The sequence below is a fragment of the Candidatus Hydrogenedentota bacterium genome, assembly GCA_035416745.1.
Lineage (GTDB): Bacteria > Hydrogenedentota > Hydrogenedentia > Hydrogenedentales > SLHB01 > UBA2224.
On the sequence record DAOLNV010000001.1, the window covers coordinates 62,963 to 78,249 of the forward strand.

Annotated in this window: 12 protein-coding genes; 5 read left to right on the top strand and 7 right to left on the bottom strand. The window is 60.7% G+C overall.

The features are described 5' to 3' along the window. Positions 1–135 precede the first annotated feature (135 nt). Entirely contained in the window at positions 136–642 is a 507-nt protein-coding gene (def, locus tag PLJ71_00250) for a peptide deformylase (GenBank protein HQM47080.1), read from the top strand. 49 nt (positions 643–691) lie between these two features. Next, positions 692–1,288: a recombination mediator RecR gene (recR, locus tag PLJ71_00255; protein HQM47081.1), complete on the top strand. Its 597-nt coding sequence runs from the start codon at positions 692–694 to the stop codon at positions 1,286–1,288. A gap of 32 nt (positions 1,289–1,320) precedes the next feature. On the opposite strand, the gene PLJ71_00260 is transcribed toward recR, so the two are convergent. The 5 genes from PLJ71_00260 to PLJ71_00280 all read right to left on the bottom strand — a co-directional run bounded on the left by PLJ71_00260 (position 1,321) and on the right by PLJ71_00280 (position 8,821). After that, complete coding sequence (locus tag PLJ71_00260) at positions 1,321–2,271, bottom strand: hypothetical protein (protein ID HQM47082.1); 951 nt, start codon at positions 2,269–2,271, stop codon at positions 1,321–1,323. A gap of 300 nt (positions 2,272–2,571) precedes the next feature. Then, complete coding sequence (locus PLJ71_00265) at positions 2,572–3,633, bottom strand: hypothetical protein (GenBank protein ID HQM47083.1); 1,062 nt, start codon at positions 3,631–3,633, stop codon at positions 2,572–2,574. 155 nt (positions 3,634–3,788) lie between these two features. Further along, positions 3,789–5,054, bottom strand: a complete 1,266-nt coding sequence (gene glgC, locus PLJ71_00270) for a glucose-1-phosphate adenylyltransferase (protein ID HQM47084.1) — start codon at positions 5,052–5,054, stop codon at positions 3,789–3,791. 1 nt (position 5,055) lies between these two features. Further along, the gene (locus PLJ71_00275) at positions 5,056–5,667 is read right to left on the bottom strand and encodes a cyclase family protein (protein HQM47085.1); all 612 of its coding nucleotides are present in this window, start codon (positions 5,665–5,667) and stop codon (positions 5,056–5,058) included. Positions 5,668–6,019: 352 nt separating this feature from the next. After that, positions 6,020–8,821 (bottom strand): DUF3604 domain-containing protein, encoded by a 2,802-nt coding sequence (locus PLJ71_00280; protein HQM47086.1) that lies wholly within the window; start codon positions 8,819–8,821, stop codon positions 6,020–6,022. Positions 8,822–9,411: 590 nt separating this feature from the next. Between PLJ71_00280 and PLJ71_00285 the strand changes: the two genes are divergently transcribed. After that, on the top strand, positions 9,412–10,080 hold the full coding sequence (locus PLJ71_00285; protein ID HQM47087.1) for an alpha/beta hydrolase: 669 nt from the start codon (positions 9,412–9,414) through the stop codon (positions 10,078–10,080). 13 nt (positions 10,081–10,093) lie between these two features. On the opposite strand, the gene PLJ71_00290 is transcribed toward PLJ71_00285, so the two are convergent. Then, a complete protein-coding gene (locus PLJ71_00290) occupies positions 10,094–11,836 on the bottom strand; it encodes a hypothetical protein (protein HQM47088.1) in 1,743 nt (580 codons plus the stop codon). Between the two features lie 232 nt (positions 11,837–12,068). Between PLJ71_00290 and PLJ71_00295 the strand changes: the two genes are divergently transcribed. Next, a complete protein-coding gene (locus PLJ71_00295; protein HQM47089.1) occupies positions 12,069–13,025 on the top strand; it encodes a sugar phosphate nucleotidyltransferase in 957 nt (318 codons plus the stop codon). Positions 13,026–13,036: 11 nt separating this feature from the next. Next, a complete protein-coding gene (locus tag PLJ71_00300) occupies positions 13,037–13,981 on the top strand; it encodes an NAD-dependent epimerase/dehydratase family protein (protein ID HQM47090.1) in 945 nt (314 codons plus the stop codon). Positions 13,982–14,100: 119 nt separating this feature from the next. On the opposite strand, the gene PLJ71_00305 is transcribed toward PLJ71_00300, so the two are convergent. After that, positions 14,101–15,279: an exo-alpha-sialidase gene (locus PLJ71_00305; GenBank protein HQM47091.1), complete on the bottom strand. Its 1,179-nt coding sequence runs from the start codon at positions 15,277–15,279 to the stop codon at positions 14,101–14,103. Positions 15,280–15,287 lie beyond the last annotated feature (8 nt).

The window sequence follows — 15,287 nt, forward strand, 5'->3', positions numbered from 1 at the left end:
ATTTATCTGAGCTCGCGAAGTGTTTACAGTGCGACAGTATTCGATGACGCCCTGACAGAGCACATGCCTTCACACACGGTTTGCCAGTCCAGTGCGGGATGTGATAACATTGTGTGCCGGAGGACGTTATAAAGCATGAACATCGTCCTATATCCAGACGAACCCCTGCAAGGAACAGCGGCTCTCGTCGAGGACTTCGGGCCGAAGCTCGAGATGCTCGCCGCCGACATGTTCAAGGCCATGTATGAAAACGAAGGCGTGGGTTTGGCTGCCCCCCAGGTGGGCATCCCCCAGCGCTTCTTCGTCTGCCATGACCCTGAATCCGAGCCCCTCTGCCTGGTGAATCCCGAAATCCTCGATATGGAAGGCAATGAGACCGTCGACGAGGGCTGCTTGAGTTTGCCGCAGATTTACGCCCCCGTGCAACGGGCCACCCGGATTCGTGTCCGGGCATCCGATCCTTCGGGCAACGCGCTCGATTTCGAGGCCCGCGACTTGCTGGCGCGAATCATCCAGCACGAAACAGACCACTTGTATGGGCGAATATTCCTGGACCGCGTAGATATTCTGACCCGGCAGGCCAAACTGAAGGAGTGGGAGGAACTGCGTCCTTCCTTGATATCCGCCGCGCCGCTTCAATAGGCGTGGTGAAGACGCATGCCGGTCATGCCCGGTGGGGCGGAAGTATATGCTGTCTGATACACCTGTCTTCGAGCAACTGATTGAAGCCTTCCGGCGCCTGCCCGGCATCGGAAAGAGGTCGGCCGAGCGGCTCGCGCTCCATATATTATCGGCGCCCGAGAACGAAGCGTTTATCTTGAGCGACGCCCTGCTGCAAGCCCGCAAACACATCGTGCGCTGTTCGATATGCTGCGATTTGTCCGACGGCGACCCCTGTGCCATATGTGCGAACGCCGGCCGCGACAACGGCGTGATTTGTGTGGTGGAACAGCCTTCGGGGGCAATGGCGATCGAGAAGGCCGGCACCTACAAGGGACTTTATCACGTGCTTCATGGCGCGCTCAATCCATTGGAAGGAATCGGCCCCGACGAACTCACGGTCGACAGGCTTCTGCGCCGCATCTCAAGCGGGGTTCGCGAAGTCATCGTCGCCACCAACGCCACCACCGAGGGCGAAGCGACAGCGCTGTACCTCTCCCGCATCATCGGGCAGCGTTTCGGCACGCCCGTAACGCGAATCGCGCACGGCGTCCCGATGGGAAGCGGCCTGGAATACGCGGATGACGCAACTCTCGCTCATGCTCTCGAGGGCCGCAAACGCGTATAACCCCTGCGGGGATGTGCTATTCCACAGTCTGTTCAGCTTGCGGAAGAGCCCGCTGACGAGCGGACCAGCTTGTCCAGACCCGAAATCGTGTATTCGCCAACGACTGACTTGCCCTCGAGGCGGCTGGCCCCGTTCAAGGCCGCGCCCTTGCTCTCCACCTCTTTCTTGCCTTGGGCTATGCCCATATCAAGGAAGAATTGCAGGCTTCCGGGAATGTCTTCTTCCACGTCGGGGCGGCAATCGATGCGGAGCGTCAAGGCCACATCCTGGGGACCGGTAAAATCCGCGAACACCCGCATTGAGGCCACGTTGGCGAACATGCCGACGAAGAACTCCGGGTTGTTCTTCCCGTCGGCCCCCACAAGCAATCTAAACGCCGACAACACAGCGAACGCGCCGCCGTCCCGGTTGTCCAGAACTGCCTCCACCGCATGGCCGCCCTCCAGTTCAAGCGGCCCGGCCACGGCGTATCCGGCCCACGTCTTCCCGGTGAGGTCCTGGGTCAGGCGATCGATACGCGTCTCGCCGCGTAACGTGAGCACTCCCCGTTTCTCGAGCACCATGCCTTCGTTGGCCCAGCGGACGGTCGGAACGGATTTCGAGATGTTCGCGCTGTTGACCGCATCGCGGATGACCGGTCCCAGACGCTGATCGTTCACAAATCCCGTTACGGCGGCAGAACCCTGGGGCACGTCAGGGGCGATCAGAATCGCCACCTCTTGTGGCAAAATCCGCCGCACAACCCAGCTGCTCGGGCGCTGGTCTTCCGGAAAGGCTGCTTCCAGCAGTGCCGTAAGGGTATCTTCCCCGCGACCCGGCCACGCCGCAATTTGGACGCGCGTATCTGGCGTCACATACGAAGAATGCGAAAACTCCGGACTCTTCAGGACGGCGAATTTTCTATCGGCAACAACGAAAGCGATTATGCCAACAACCACCAAAATGCCCAAAGCCGCAAACAACAGCACCCAGAGCTTCTTCAAGATTTGCCCCCTTCTAAGTGACATCCATTGGTTTCCGCGTCACGCAAGCCCAGATCGTAAGCCTATGAACTTGCCAAGTCAACACAGCTTTTCCTGGCGCTGGCTCATACCCGGTTTTCCGCGGTCACAAACTGGGGCGGTGGTTCATAACAGAAGATAAGGAGAAAGGCGTTTGCGGCCATTTTCTTGTTTCCCGGGGGAAAGGGCGGGAGCAGCGGGGCACAAAGCAGGGGCATAAGGAAAGGCCGGCGGTCGCGATGCCGCCGGCCCTGTTCCCAACCCAATGGTATTGCAGATACGTTAACGTACCGCTGCGCGTGGAATATCTATGTAAGTAGACCCCATCATCACCTTGGTTCGCTTCGGGGCCGTATGTGCATGCTTGAGACTTGCTATGGCGCGAAGATAGAAGGCGTGGTCGACCGCCAGGTCCCGCTCCTGGACTTTTGCTTTCATGCTTTCGAACGCCTGAAGGGCGATGTCTTTTCTACCGACCCGCTGCGCGGCCACGATCCACCAATACAGTTGGTCCGGGGACAATCCTGTCATGTTGGGGAATCGCCGGTACGTCGCAAGGACGGTGTCTCTCCGATCATGCCACTCTGAGGGGCCCAGGGCCACGACAAAGAGATTTGCCAACCCCGCCGGATAAAACTCGCCCGTGTCTTCCACGGTGACCGTTGCGTCCCCTGCTTTAGCCCATGCGTAAAGGCCGTCCTCGCCGCGAAGCTGGTCGAACGCTTTTTTCATATCGCGGCGTGTGTAATACACTTCGTGCACCCAGGCATAGTCACGGAGGAGCTGGGCGATTTGCCGCGAATGCCAAAGCGCTTCGAAAACCTCCGCATTGTCCATAACGTACTTGTACGGCGAGTCCGGCTTGGCGTAGGTCAACCCGTCCACGTCGAGGGTCGATAACATCGCCTTGTGCGCTCCAAAAATCTTACCCATTTCACGCAACACGAACCGGTGGTCTTGGGTCAGCATCCGGCGCATGTTCACGCACATCAGGAAGGTTGCGGCATACGAATCCGTCGCGTCGCATTCGCCGGTGGATTCGTAGTTGCTGACGGTTCCCTTGTAGTCATGAATGACGCCCCGGAGATCCATGTGTTTGAAATACCAATCCGTCCACTTGATTCCGCCTTCGAGGTATTTCTTATCGTCGGTAATCTGATAGGCTTCGAACAACCCGAGGGCGGCATAGTTGCCAAAGTACGGCGAAATCGTGATTTGGTCGCCCGATTGCTGGTGGATGATCGCACCGTCAGCGAGTTGCTTTGACAAGATAGCGTCCGCATGTTCGCAGATCTCGCCCTTCGGCGTCATCGCAACCAGAAAGATGAGTAGGGCTTGCATCATTTGCTCCTTCCCGGCGTCACAAAACATAAACTCCCACGCTGTTATTATGCCTCAACAACAGCAAAAGTTCCTGTAAACTCCGTACAACTCCCCTCAACACCCGTTTTCGGCCGGTTTGTTCCCCCTGGCCTCGCACCTGTTTGCAGGAAAAAGGCTTACGAGATCGACACCCCCGGTGCCTCGACTTCTGACGGAAACATGAAATCCTGCGGCTCGACCACAACGACGCCGCGGGGCGTCACCCGGAACCGCCGCATGTCCTCATCGGAATCATACCCGATAACCACGTCTTCCGGCACATGCACCCCCGTGTCTACGATGGCTCTGCGCACACGTGCCCGACGGCCTATGGAGACCTCGGGCATGAGGATGCATTCTTCCACGTACGAATAGCTGTTCACGCGGACCTCAGGCGAGAGCACGCTCCGCCGGACCATGCCGCCGCTGATGATGCACCCGGGGCTGACTATCGAGTCGATCGCGACCCCAAACCGGATGCCCTCGTCGGCAAACACAAATTTTGCCGGGGGGACCATGGGCAGTTTGGTGCGGACCGGCCATTCCCGGTCGTAGAGGTTGAACAGGGGGTCCACCGCCACGAAATCCATGTTGGCTTCCCAGAACGAGTCTAATGTGCCCACATCCCGCCAGTACTTGGCCTCTTTTCGGTTCTCGTCGACAAAGGGGTAGACATATACCGGGTCGGTTTCCACTAGCCGCGGGATGATGTCTTTGCCGAAATCGTGGGAGCTCATCCGTTCGGCATCGTCGTAACAGGCGCGAATAAGGGTGTCTTTATCGAATACGTAGACGCCCATCGAGGCCAGCGTTGTGCTGGGGTTGTGGGGCGACGGCCGCGGTTTTTCCGGTTTTTCCTGGAACCCGGTCACGCGGTCATCGCTATCGACCTCCAGTATCCCGAAGCGGTTTCCTTCGGCGAGAGGGACCTCGAGGGCCGCGAGCGTTACGGCAGCGCCTTTTGCCCTGTGGAACGTCACCATCTTCTGGTAGTCCATTTTGTAGATATGGTCGCCGGACAGGACCATCACCTCACGGCAGTCGATCGGGTCTATCGAGTACAGATTCTGGTAGATGGCGTCCGCGGTGCCCAAGTACCAGTTGTCGCCCGTGCGTTTCTGAGCAGGGATAACCTCGATGAACTCGCTCCATTCGGGGTACGACAAGTTCCACGCAGAGTGGATATGACGAATCAGGGACAGCGACTTGTATTGAACCAGAACCAGGATCTTGCGGATTTGCGAGTTGATGCAGTTTGAGAGCGTAAAATCAATGATGCGGTACATTCCGCCGAAATGCACTGCGGGCTTGGCTTCGTTGCGCGTCAGGGGGTACAGCCGTTCGCCCGCGCCGCCCGCCAATACCACGGCGAGCACGTCTTTCATGCTGTGCCGGTCATCCATGCTACGCCTCCAATCCGACAAACGCCCTGCATGGAGCGCCATCCCCGTTTCGGACCGCCAACGGCAGCACTATGAATTCACATTCTCCCGCCCCAACCGCTCCCAGTTCAAGGCCTTCCACCACGAGCACAGCGGCTTCCAGAAGGATGCGGTGTACCACTTCGCAGCCCTCTCCGACGGGGGCGATGGACAGATAATCAATCCCAACCAATTGTACACCTTCGGCCACAATGCGTGCAGCCGCTTCCTGTGACAACGAGGCGAAATTATGATGAAACGCGGTGTCTCCCGCAAACGCGCTGTTCCGTGTCTTTAACAACAACCGTTGAGGGAGGCCTTCTTTGCCCAAATCCCCGGCCAGAATCTCCGAACCGGCCGTCTTGACCTCGAGCACGCGCGCCGGGCCGAAAAAGAGCGTTGTATCCAGGGAGTCCACAGGCGCGCCGGACGGACAGAAGTGGTACGGCGCGTCCACATGGGTCCCGGTATGAGTGGTGAGTAGCAGCCGCGAAACGTTGCTGACGTCTCCGTCCGAAATACGCGATATGGCGGAAATCTCGACCGCTGGGTCGCCGGGCCAGCATGCCATACCCTCAAACAACGGCCTGGACACGTCCACCCACCGTCTCGAGGAAGTGACGCGGACTTCCCTTGGCAATAGATTTCCTCCTGCTGCAGGCCTTTGCGTAAGTGATTGGATTATACACTACTTCAACGGGAAAGGCCGAATCGGAATGCGCCAGGATTATCGGCCCCCGGGCTGCGAGGGCGGAAGGCAATAATGGTGCGCGGACGTGTCCACCCGCGGGGTGATTAAGGGGCCGGTATGAAAACCGGCCCTCCGTTGGGTACGGACAGCCCGGCGCTGTGGCGGGGTTTCCTGGCCATGCTGCAGGGGGCCGGGGAGTGGGGGCAGCCTTTATGGGACCGGCCCCTTCGCCGGTCGTGTCAATTTGGTTCCCGGTTCATTTCGGGGCAGGCGGGTTTTCAGATGTGAACCAGATTGGACTTGACCATGCGATTTCTCCGTCGTTGCGGGTGACGCGGACGTAATACCAGACGGGCACGGCGGGCAGGGAGTCTGAATCGGTCCATTCGATGGTTTGTTCGGGTCCGTTTCCGGGGGCGGTGTGGACGGGCTCGTTGTTGCGCAGGATCGTTGTCTCCTGGATCTGGCCCGGGGTGACAATCTCGGCGTGTATTGTGAGGGAGGACGGTTTGCCGCTTTCGACAACCTCTCCCATGACGTGGTCCCCGGCCGTTACGAAGAGGGAGAACTGTCCGTCCGTGGTCGCGAAGGTGCGGCGCGCCTTAATGCCTTCGAAAATGGCTTCACGGGTGAGGGCCTCGGCCCACACGCCGGTTTTGCCGTATCCGCCGCCGTGGTCCGGGCTGGCAACCACGCCTGCAACGATTCCGCGGCTCCAGGCGTCCTGCAGGAAGTGGCCGGGAGTGGTAAACGATTTGACGGCCTGGCGGGGGCATCCAACCGCCTCGTAAGAACCACGGTGCTGCCAGATCTCGGCTACGGGCTCGAGTTCGGGGTCGTGCCAGTTCCAATACACCGGGCAGTTCATCGTGTCCGCGAGTTGGTGGGGGATGACGATGCTGGACTTGGGGTCCAGGCGCCGCCAGAGCGATTCAACAGTGGCGTCTTTCGTGGCCGTGAAGAATTCGGGAAAACAGGGGTCGACATGGATGATGTTTCGGTGGCCGAGACCCGATTCGGGGGGGCCGATGTCTTTGGTCCACTCTTGGCCCAGAAACGTCACGAAAACCTCGGGGTCGTTGTAGGCGCGGACGAGTTCTGCCGTTGTGACCCAGCGAAAAGGGTCCAAGTTGAAATCGTGGTCGGTGATGGCGGCGAAGTCGAGGCCCTCCATATCTTTCTGCAGGGCCAGCAGGTCGGCTGTCCGGGGGCTCATCTTGCGCAGGCAGACAGAGAGGTCCGAATGTTCGTGCAGGTCGCCGAGGCAAAGCTTGAAGGCACGGTTGCCAACGGTTCTGGCTGGGCGGGAGGGCAAGGGAGCGTTTCTCGCGAGGCGGGCCGTCAGGGCGAAGCCGGTATCCGGAAGGGCAAGAGGCTCGGTCTCCAGTTGCACCGGGGAAACGGGGGTAGCGAGCGGGATGGTTACCACGCTCACGCAGGCGAAATGCGCATCCTCCTGCGGCGTTTCGGACCGGGTGAACGTCATGTCCTCACAGGCTATCGCCGCCCAACACTGGCCTTGTGCAAAGGCAAAAGGAACGGGCGTAGAGAACGACGCGGAATCATCGAGCAGCCGGGTACTTTCCCATTCGTTGCCCGCGTACTGAGCGAGAATGGGTTCCCATCCGTCCGACCACCGCCTGCAGCTCACCCAGAGGTTGTTGTGCCCGTCGATGGCAATGGCGGGGGCGCGCACGCTGCCCGTTGACGCAAGGACGCTTTGGTTCCAGCCCAGCGGCATCTCGAGGGTTCCGTTTGCGTACCTGGCGACCACAATCTGCTCGTTCTCGAGCCAGTGTACGCGGTATTCCTTGAACGTACATGCTTCCCAGGCAAGCCAGACGTCGTTGCCGTGCGCAAGCGCCTGCGCGTGGCGTTCGAGACGCGGATCGAAGGTGATGCGGATTTCTGGTCCCCATGCGCCATTCTGGAACCACGCGCCATAGAGATCCCAGCCCGGGCGGTCGATGTCTCGCCTGAAGGAGTCCCACACAGCGAACACGCGTCCATCGGACAGCGCGCAAACGCTTGGCGAGCGCGAATTGTGGGTGGGAGAGGATATCGAGACGGGGGGGGCGGCGCCGTCAGCGTCTACGCAGGATGCGCGTATCACCCGGCAGGAACCCTCGAGCCCTTCCCAGACGAGAAGCGCACCCTTCTCGACACTCACGATATTGGGCAGGATGCCCTCGCAGCCCAGGGGGGACTGGACCGCGACATCTTCGTGTCCCGTGAAGTCTTCGGGAAAGGATGCATAGTGAATTTGCCAGATGCCGTTGCGTTCGGCGGCGAACGTCAGGAACATCCCCCGTGCTGACGGGGCCATGGCGGGCCTTCCAAAGGCCGTGACGCCGGCCGGGCGATAGGACCACACCATGTCGGCGCCGGTTTCCGAGCATTTCCACAGGCGGATTTCCGAGCCGTCGCTCGAGCGCGCCAGGGTCGCAAGCCACAGCGCGCCGCGCGCATCGAAGGCCATTGCGGGCGCGGTCTCCATTGAATCACTCGAAAACGGAGGAAGCGTGTGGGCCTCTACCTCGATATCGTCAATCCATGCCGTGGACTCGGTGCCGCCGTTACCGTTCTGAAACCGAAGGACGAGCTCCGTTGCTTCCGCGCCATGCACGAGCACGCTTCTTTCAAGCAGAGACCATTCCCGGCTCAAATGCCCCATGGGCACATCCTCGCTGTATCCGTCCGCGAAACGGACCTTTGCCGAGGCGGCAACACTTCCGGCGCCGCGAGCCCGGAATGCAAAAGAGAGTCGCAGATTCGTCTTTGTGGCCAGTGAGAGCGGGAGCGCGATCGTCTCCTCCGGACCTTTGAAGGTTGCCTTTAGACAGCCTTGGCCGGTGAATGCTTCACCCGGAAACAGATACTTTTCCGCAAATGCGGGGAGTTTCTCGGCGGTCTCGAAGCCGCAGCGAAATACCGTCTTGGAAACGCTCTCCGGGGCGGATGGGAGGTCGGCAATACGGCGAACTCCCGAGCGTACCCCGTTTTCGCAGCATAAGCCGACCATGCACATGAGAAGCGCGGCAACAAGAACTGATGCCATGGACGGTTCAGGACCGCGCCTGCGGAAGGGTCGAGAGAACAGCATTGAGTACCTTCTGTTTGCCCGGAAGGGACCAATTACGAAGGCTGGAGCGATCTTGGTCCGCTGAATTACTGATTCCCCCTGCATCAGCCAGCGGCATGACCACAAACGGCCTTCTTCGCTACGGGCAACCACCAGTTGTGCTTATTGCTCAAGGAAACCTGCCAGGAGTTTACCTGAAACAGTTGTCATATGGCCATACCACAGATAGGCGCAATGGCAAGCGTAGGCACAAGGCTCACCTAGGGCAACTGGGCATGACTTATGGATTGGTTCGTGGGACAAGCGGCGGGGGCCTGGATTCCTTCTCGGCGCGATCATTCGCCTGAACGCAACCGTTGCCGACGCATCCGAGCGGCCGGCCACCCCGCACGCGGGCATTTACGCGTATAGTTTCACTCTATGACGTTCACCTGTTTGACATACATATGTGCAAATAAATAGACTTTTCTATCACGATATACAAACAGCTTTTCCCTTTAGTGATTACCCTATGCGTTGCTGCCGCCGCGGTTGTGTTGGCGGCTGCGCTCGGGGAAACGCTGCGGATGGAAACCGCGGGATACCGCACCGGCAAGTACATTGACTATATCGAAACGGATGGTTTGCGGCCTGCGATTCTCTTTATTCACGGTGGGGCATGGGTGTTTGGAGATCGTACGGCGTGCGCGGAACTGTGCGAGGCTTTTGCCGGTCAATACGACACGTATGCCTGCGATTATACTCTTGCCGCGAAAGGCGGGAGGCCGTGCTGGGAGCAGACGGTTCGTGATATTGCGGAGGCGGTGCGGTGGATCAGGGGCAGGAAGGGCCCGCGACAAGTGTTCCTGGTGGGGATCTCGGCTGGAGGGCACCTGGCGCTCTATCATGCCGCTCGTCACCGTGATGTTCATGGCGTTGCGGCGATCAGCGCTCCGACCGATTTGGGGGGCCGTTTCTGCGAATCGGTGGAGCGCTCGGTCCGTCTTTGGGCCGGTAGCGAGCTGGAGGCGGCATCCGTCCGTCCAACGCTGTCCATGCCGCCGGTATGCATCGTGCATGGCGATTTCGACGACGTTGTGCCGGTAGGTCATGCCGATACCTTTGTGCAAGAGTGTCTGGAGGCAGGCGTGCAGTTTGAATACCATCGGTTCCATAGCGGGGTACATTGCATGAGCGACCACAAGGAACTGACGTGGCGCATCGTGCAGGATTTTCTTTCAGCTCTCGTGCTCTGATGCGGCCGCCCGTTCAGGGCTGGGAAAGCCTGTTTTGTAGCTCGAATACGCTCGCGCCGTTCGCATCATACTGCTTTGTGATGAGCGAATCCGGGAGGGTTTCGAGGCGGGCGGTTTGCCCGGGCGAATGGCACACGATAAAGAGGGGGCGAGGCACGCTGGCGGCCTCGGTCAGCGCCGTCGTGAGCGCGCGCGTGTCGGCGCCGGATAGGATGGCGTTTACCTGAGCCCGGCGGCGCTGGATTTTTGCCGGCTCGTGGCCGTGTATTTCTTGCATGAACTGCTGGGGGGAATAGGTCCATCCGAGGAGCGATGCGGCATCTTTGGTTGGCATCGCGACATAAAGGGCACGGCGGCCGAAGACGCAGGCGTTCAAGTTCGTGTCCATGAGCAGCGCGTTCGTGGGGGTATTGTCCGCAATCCACGTGTACAGGGCGTCTTCCCGCGGGTCTATTGGATGCAGGTAGCGGCCCTTCTCACAGGCCGCCTCTTGGATGTCGCGGGGCCGGGTCAGTTTCCACGCGAGATCTCCCATGGCAAGCGAAAAGAACAGGCACAGAACCACTCCCGCGGCCAGGGGCGTGGCTTGAACCAGTTTATGCATTGGCGCCGCGGCGGCGATGGCAAGCATCAGAAACGCGAATGCCCGCCACTTGGCTTCGCTGGTGTCGGGGCCGCTGACCAGGAGATGCAGTAGCAGCAAGATGATGCATGCCGCCAGCACGAGGCGGCTTCGCGCGAGATTACGCCCGTACCATTCCCTGATATCCCCAAGCCGGGCGGCCATCAGGGCCAGAACCGGCCACAGCAGCAGCGAGTCCTGGATCGCCTTGTGCAAGAGGGCGTTCGCGCCAGTGGTCAACAGGAATGAGGTTTCGGCGGTGCGTCCCGACATGTATTCCAACAGTAGCGGGAGGCCGCAGACAGCGCCGAGGGCGCTCGCGGCGCCGGCGGCGATCAATGGCCGAAGCGCGCGTTTGCGGTTTGTCGCCAGGGCTGCCATGCCGGCGCCCGCCCCGAGTGCCGCGATGGCTACAAGGGCAAAGGGATACAGCGCCCCGCACAAAAACACTGTCCCAAACGCCGCCCCGTACCAGTGGAGGCCCGGACGGTCCGCTGTCATTGTGCGAATCATAACCAAGGCGTAGGCAACAAAGAGCATGACACCCACGGACATGGCGCTCATGTTCGAGAACCGCCGGATGATGGGAATCGCTCCGTGAATTCCTAATGGAATGCCCTGATCCTCCAGAAGAAGGGAGTACAGTCCCTCGGGCAGGAAGGTTACGCCGAAAAACGCCATTGCCGTGGCCAGGATTCGTTGCCCCGGTTCTTCGAAGAAATACCGGGTAAAGGCGTAGAAGAGCATGAGGGCTACGGCGAGGGCGGCCAGATTCAGGAACGCAAATGCCCACGAAACCGGCAGTCCCGTGGTCCAGACCAAGCCCGCTACAACGGCATGAGCGGCCCATGGATACGAGAGGGTGGCATCTCCCGCGAGGGGGTCTTGCGGGGGTATTTTCCCGTTCAACATCTGGTAGACAATGGAGGAGTGGTAAAACCCGTGCACCGAGGCGATCCGGTAAGTCGGGTTGACGGCGTAAACACTGGCGACCGCGAGCAGGGCGAGAATCAGAAACACCCATTTGCTTGTGCGGGCCCGCAGCAGGAGCATGAATGCCGCGGCGCAGGCCGCGCCCGCGGCCAGGCTCACCCCGAAAAAGATGACGGGATCATCCAAACACGTCCGTGACAAGCACATCCCTTTCCGTGCCGGCGCGGGTTCGACGCAGGTACTTCCGCCGCCGTTGGTCCGGTTTCCCCACAAAGTATCAGGGTTGGCGCACAACATCAACCCTTGCTCCGATGGCAGCACCCGCGGGGTACGGCGAGTTGATAGCGGCTGTCACACGCGCTATGCTGCGGCTCGGCTGCCGAAGGGGCGCCACGAATATCTTACAGAAAAAGCCAAACGGAGGACCGGCACCTTGGACAAAGAGCACCCCCGTTTTTCGCAAGAGATTACCGGTGTCGCGCTCGCGGCCGGCAAAGGCTCGCGGATGATGAGCCTGCAGACCCTGCTCCCCAAACCCGTCCTGCCCGTGCTGGACAAACCCATCGTGTACCATCAGTTGGAGGCGATGGCGCGTCTGGGCATACGCAAGGCGATCATCGTGGTGGGGCATCGCGGTTACGAAGTGGTACGCCAGATCGAGCGCCAGCCGCCGGTCGGCATCGAGATTGACTACGTGCCTCAGGAGAGCACCCTCGGCATCGCCCACTGCGTGGGATGTCTCGAGAGCGCCATCGAGGGGCCGTTCTTGTTGTTCCTGGGCGATATCTACTTCCATGCTCCAAAACTGGAGGGGATAATCACGGTATTTCGCGAGAGCAAGGCCGATGCGGTGCTGGGGGCCATCGAGGAAGAAGATACCAGCGCGATCTCGCGCAACTATTGCATTGTGACCGACGAACACGGCCTGGCCCGGCAGGTGATCGAGAAGCCGCGCTTCCCGAAGAGCAGACTCAAGGGCGTGGGCATTTACCTTTTTACCCCGGTGGTGTTCGACGCCATCCGCCGCACATCCCGCACCGCCATGCGCGACGAATACGAGATCACCGACAGCATCCAGATACTGATCGACCTGGGCTATGGCGTTCGGACTTGCACCGACATCATTCACGACCTCAACGTCACGTTTCCGCGCGACTTGCTGGACCTGAATCTGTGGGCTCTCAAGCACGAAGGCCGTGACAAGTACGTTGCCGAAACCGCCCATATTGGCCCCGGGGTTGTGATCGAGACATCCGTTGTCGGCGCGGGCGCGGTCATCGGGGCGGGTTCGGTGCTGAAGAATTCAGTTGTGTTCGCGGGGGCAACGGTCCCCCCGGACCGCCTTCTCGAAGACGTCATCGTCACGGAGTCCGATATCTGCCGCACGTGATGGGAGATCGTATGTGCGCATCGACGACACAACGCCGCGCGCTGGTTACGGGGGGCGCGGGATTCATCGGTTCCCACCTGTGCGAACTGCTGCTCGGGGCGGGCTGGGGCGTGCGCGTGCTGGACGACCTGACCTCGGGTTCCCGCGCGAACGTGGCGCCGGGCGTAGAGTTCGTGGAAGGCGATGTGCGGTCTTCGCGGGACGCGCTGGCGGCCTGCGCGGGCATTGACTGCGTGTTTCACCTCGCCGCCCGCGTGTCCATCCGGCATTCGGTTGAGACCTTCCGGGATGACGCCGACACGAATCTCATGGGCACGCTCACGATGTTGCAGGCGGCCGGCGAGTCGGGGGTGCGGCGGTTCGTCCACACGAGTTCCATGGCCGTGTACAGCGACGCCGGGGAAGGGTTGTTCGTGAGCGAGAGCCATCCCGCGTCGCCCCTGAGTCCTTACGGCATCAGCAAACTGGCGGGCGAGCACTATGTATTCATGATGGGTTCCCGGCTGGGACTCGAGCCGGTTGTGCTGCGGCTCTTCAATACCTACGGTACGCGCCAGGGATACACGCCCTACGTGGGTGTGATCACGATCTTTGTAACCAATATCCTTGCGGGAAAACCGTGCGTCATCTTCGGTGACGGGCGCCAGCGCCGGGATTTCGTGCATGTGGCGGATGTGGCGGAAGCCTTCCGGCTCGCCGCGGAATCCGACGCGGCGCCGGGACAGGCCTTCAACGTGGGCTCGGGGCGGGGCGCCACGGTCAGCGAGCTCGCGGACCTGCTCCAGTCCATGCTGGGCCGGGCCACGTTCACCCACGAACCGGCCCAGGCGACGGAGCTGCGCAATTCCGTGGCCGATATCTCGAAGGCCCGGCAATTGCTGGGCTACCGGCCGCGCGGGACTCTGGAAGAGCGCTTGCCCGAAGTCATCGGCTACTTGAAGTCACGCCCCGCGTGAGGGGGAGCTGCCGTCGCCGTTTGTGGATGGCGCGCATGCTCCTTACGGCGGTGTGTTAGGGGCCTGGCCGAGGCACGAAGCGGAACAGCCGGCCTCTCCCTGAATCCATCCGCATTATGCTAGTGGCCGCTCTTGACCCACGCCTCGGAGATGGCCGCGTACCGGATGCAGCTTCCCTGGCCGGAGGTGCACGAGTAGGTCATGTGAATGGCGCCGTTCCGCCCCTCGATGACGGATGGGTAGGCGAACGAGTTGCCCCCCATGGGACCGGGCTCGATGACGCGCCGCCATTTCCAGGTTGCGCCTTCGTCATCGGACAAGAACGCGCTCAGACGGTGGCGGCCGTCCTCGGTATCGTTCAGTATCATCAGCCAGTTGCCGCTATCGAGTTCGATGGCTTCGAGGCTCGAGCCCGGGTTCGGAATGTCGGTGTCGACGGCGGGAGACCAGGTCTCGCCGCCGTCTTCGGAAGAACTTGCCATTACACGGTTGGGGGCGTCTCCGCTATCGCGCAGATAAGCTATCAGGGTGCCGGCGCCTTTTTGGACGATGGTGGGTTGAATCGGTCCGCGGCCGACCATGGGAGCGCTTGCGCGCCACGAAGCCCCGTCGTCGTCCGAGATGGCCACCATCGAGACGTTGAACCCGTCGGAATAGACAGGCAGGAGGATTCGGCCGCTGTCGAGGGTGTAGGGATGGATGCGCGTCATCCAGCCGGTCTGGCGCTTGGCCGGATCGGCCGCGGCTTCGATCAACTGGAGGTGATAGGGTGGCGCGTATTCGGCCCACATGCCCTCCTCAAATCCCAGTGCGTCGAATCCCGCTTTCAGTTGCGCGGGGAACTCCTGGCCGGGTTCGAGAACGATGACATCCTGCCATTTCCAATCGGGGGCTTCCGCGCCATTCGGATTCTCCGCCCACCGGTACTTGAGAAGCGAGCATTCCCACCGGTTTGCCAGCACGGCAATCCAGAACAGCCAGACGCGCTCGTGTTTGTCAAGATACAGCACGGGATTGCAGTCGGGCAGGCCGGGTGTATCCGCCATCAGGAATACCGGGGACCATTGTGAGCTGCCTTCCCCCAGACGCGCCCCCAGAATGCGCACATCGTTGGCCGTACGTTCGCCTGAGCCCTGAAACCAGCAAGCCAGGAACGAGCCATCGGGACACTGGATAATGCTGCTTCCGTGGGTGTGCTGGCTTTGGGGCGGAAAAATGTCGAGGTACTGGGCAGCGTTTTCCGCGGCCATAGCTGCCGAGGAGAGACAAACCAGTATTCCAAGCGCAGGGATTCGCATGATGTGCT

Coding starts and splice junctions, on each gene's coding strand:
- PLJ71_00265 (HQM47083.1), bottom strand. CDS start 3,633: ATGATGCAAGCCCTACTCATCTTTCTGGTTGCGATGACGCCGAAGGGC.
- def (HQM47080.1), top strand. CDS start 136: ATGAACATCGTCCTATATCCAGACGAACCCCTGCAAGGAACAGCGGCT.
- PLJ71_00280 (HQM47086.1), bottom strand. CDS start 8,821: ATGGCATCAGTTCTTGTTGCCGCGCTTCTCATGTGCATGGTCGGCTTA.
- PLJ71_00285 (HQM47087.1), top strand. CDS start 9,412: ATGGAAACCGCGGGATACCGCACCGGCAAGTACATTGACTATATCGAA.
- PLJ71_00305 (HQM47091.1), bottom strand. CDS start 15,279: ATGCGAATCCCTGCGCTTGGAATACTGGTTTGTCTCTCCTCGGCAGCT.
- glgC (HQM47084.1), bottom strand. CDS start 5,054: ATGGATGACCGGCACAGCATGAAAGACGTGCTCGCCGTGGTATTGGCG.
- PLJ71_00300 (HQM47090.1), top strand. CDS start 13,037: ATGTGCGCATCGACGACACAACGCCGCGCGCTGGTTACGGGGGGCGCG.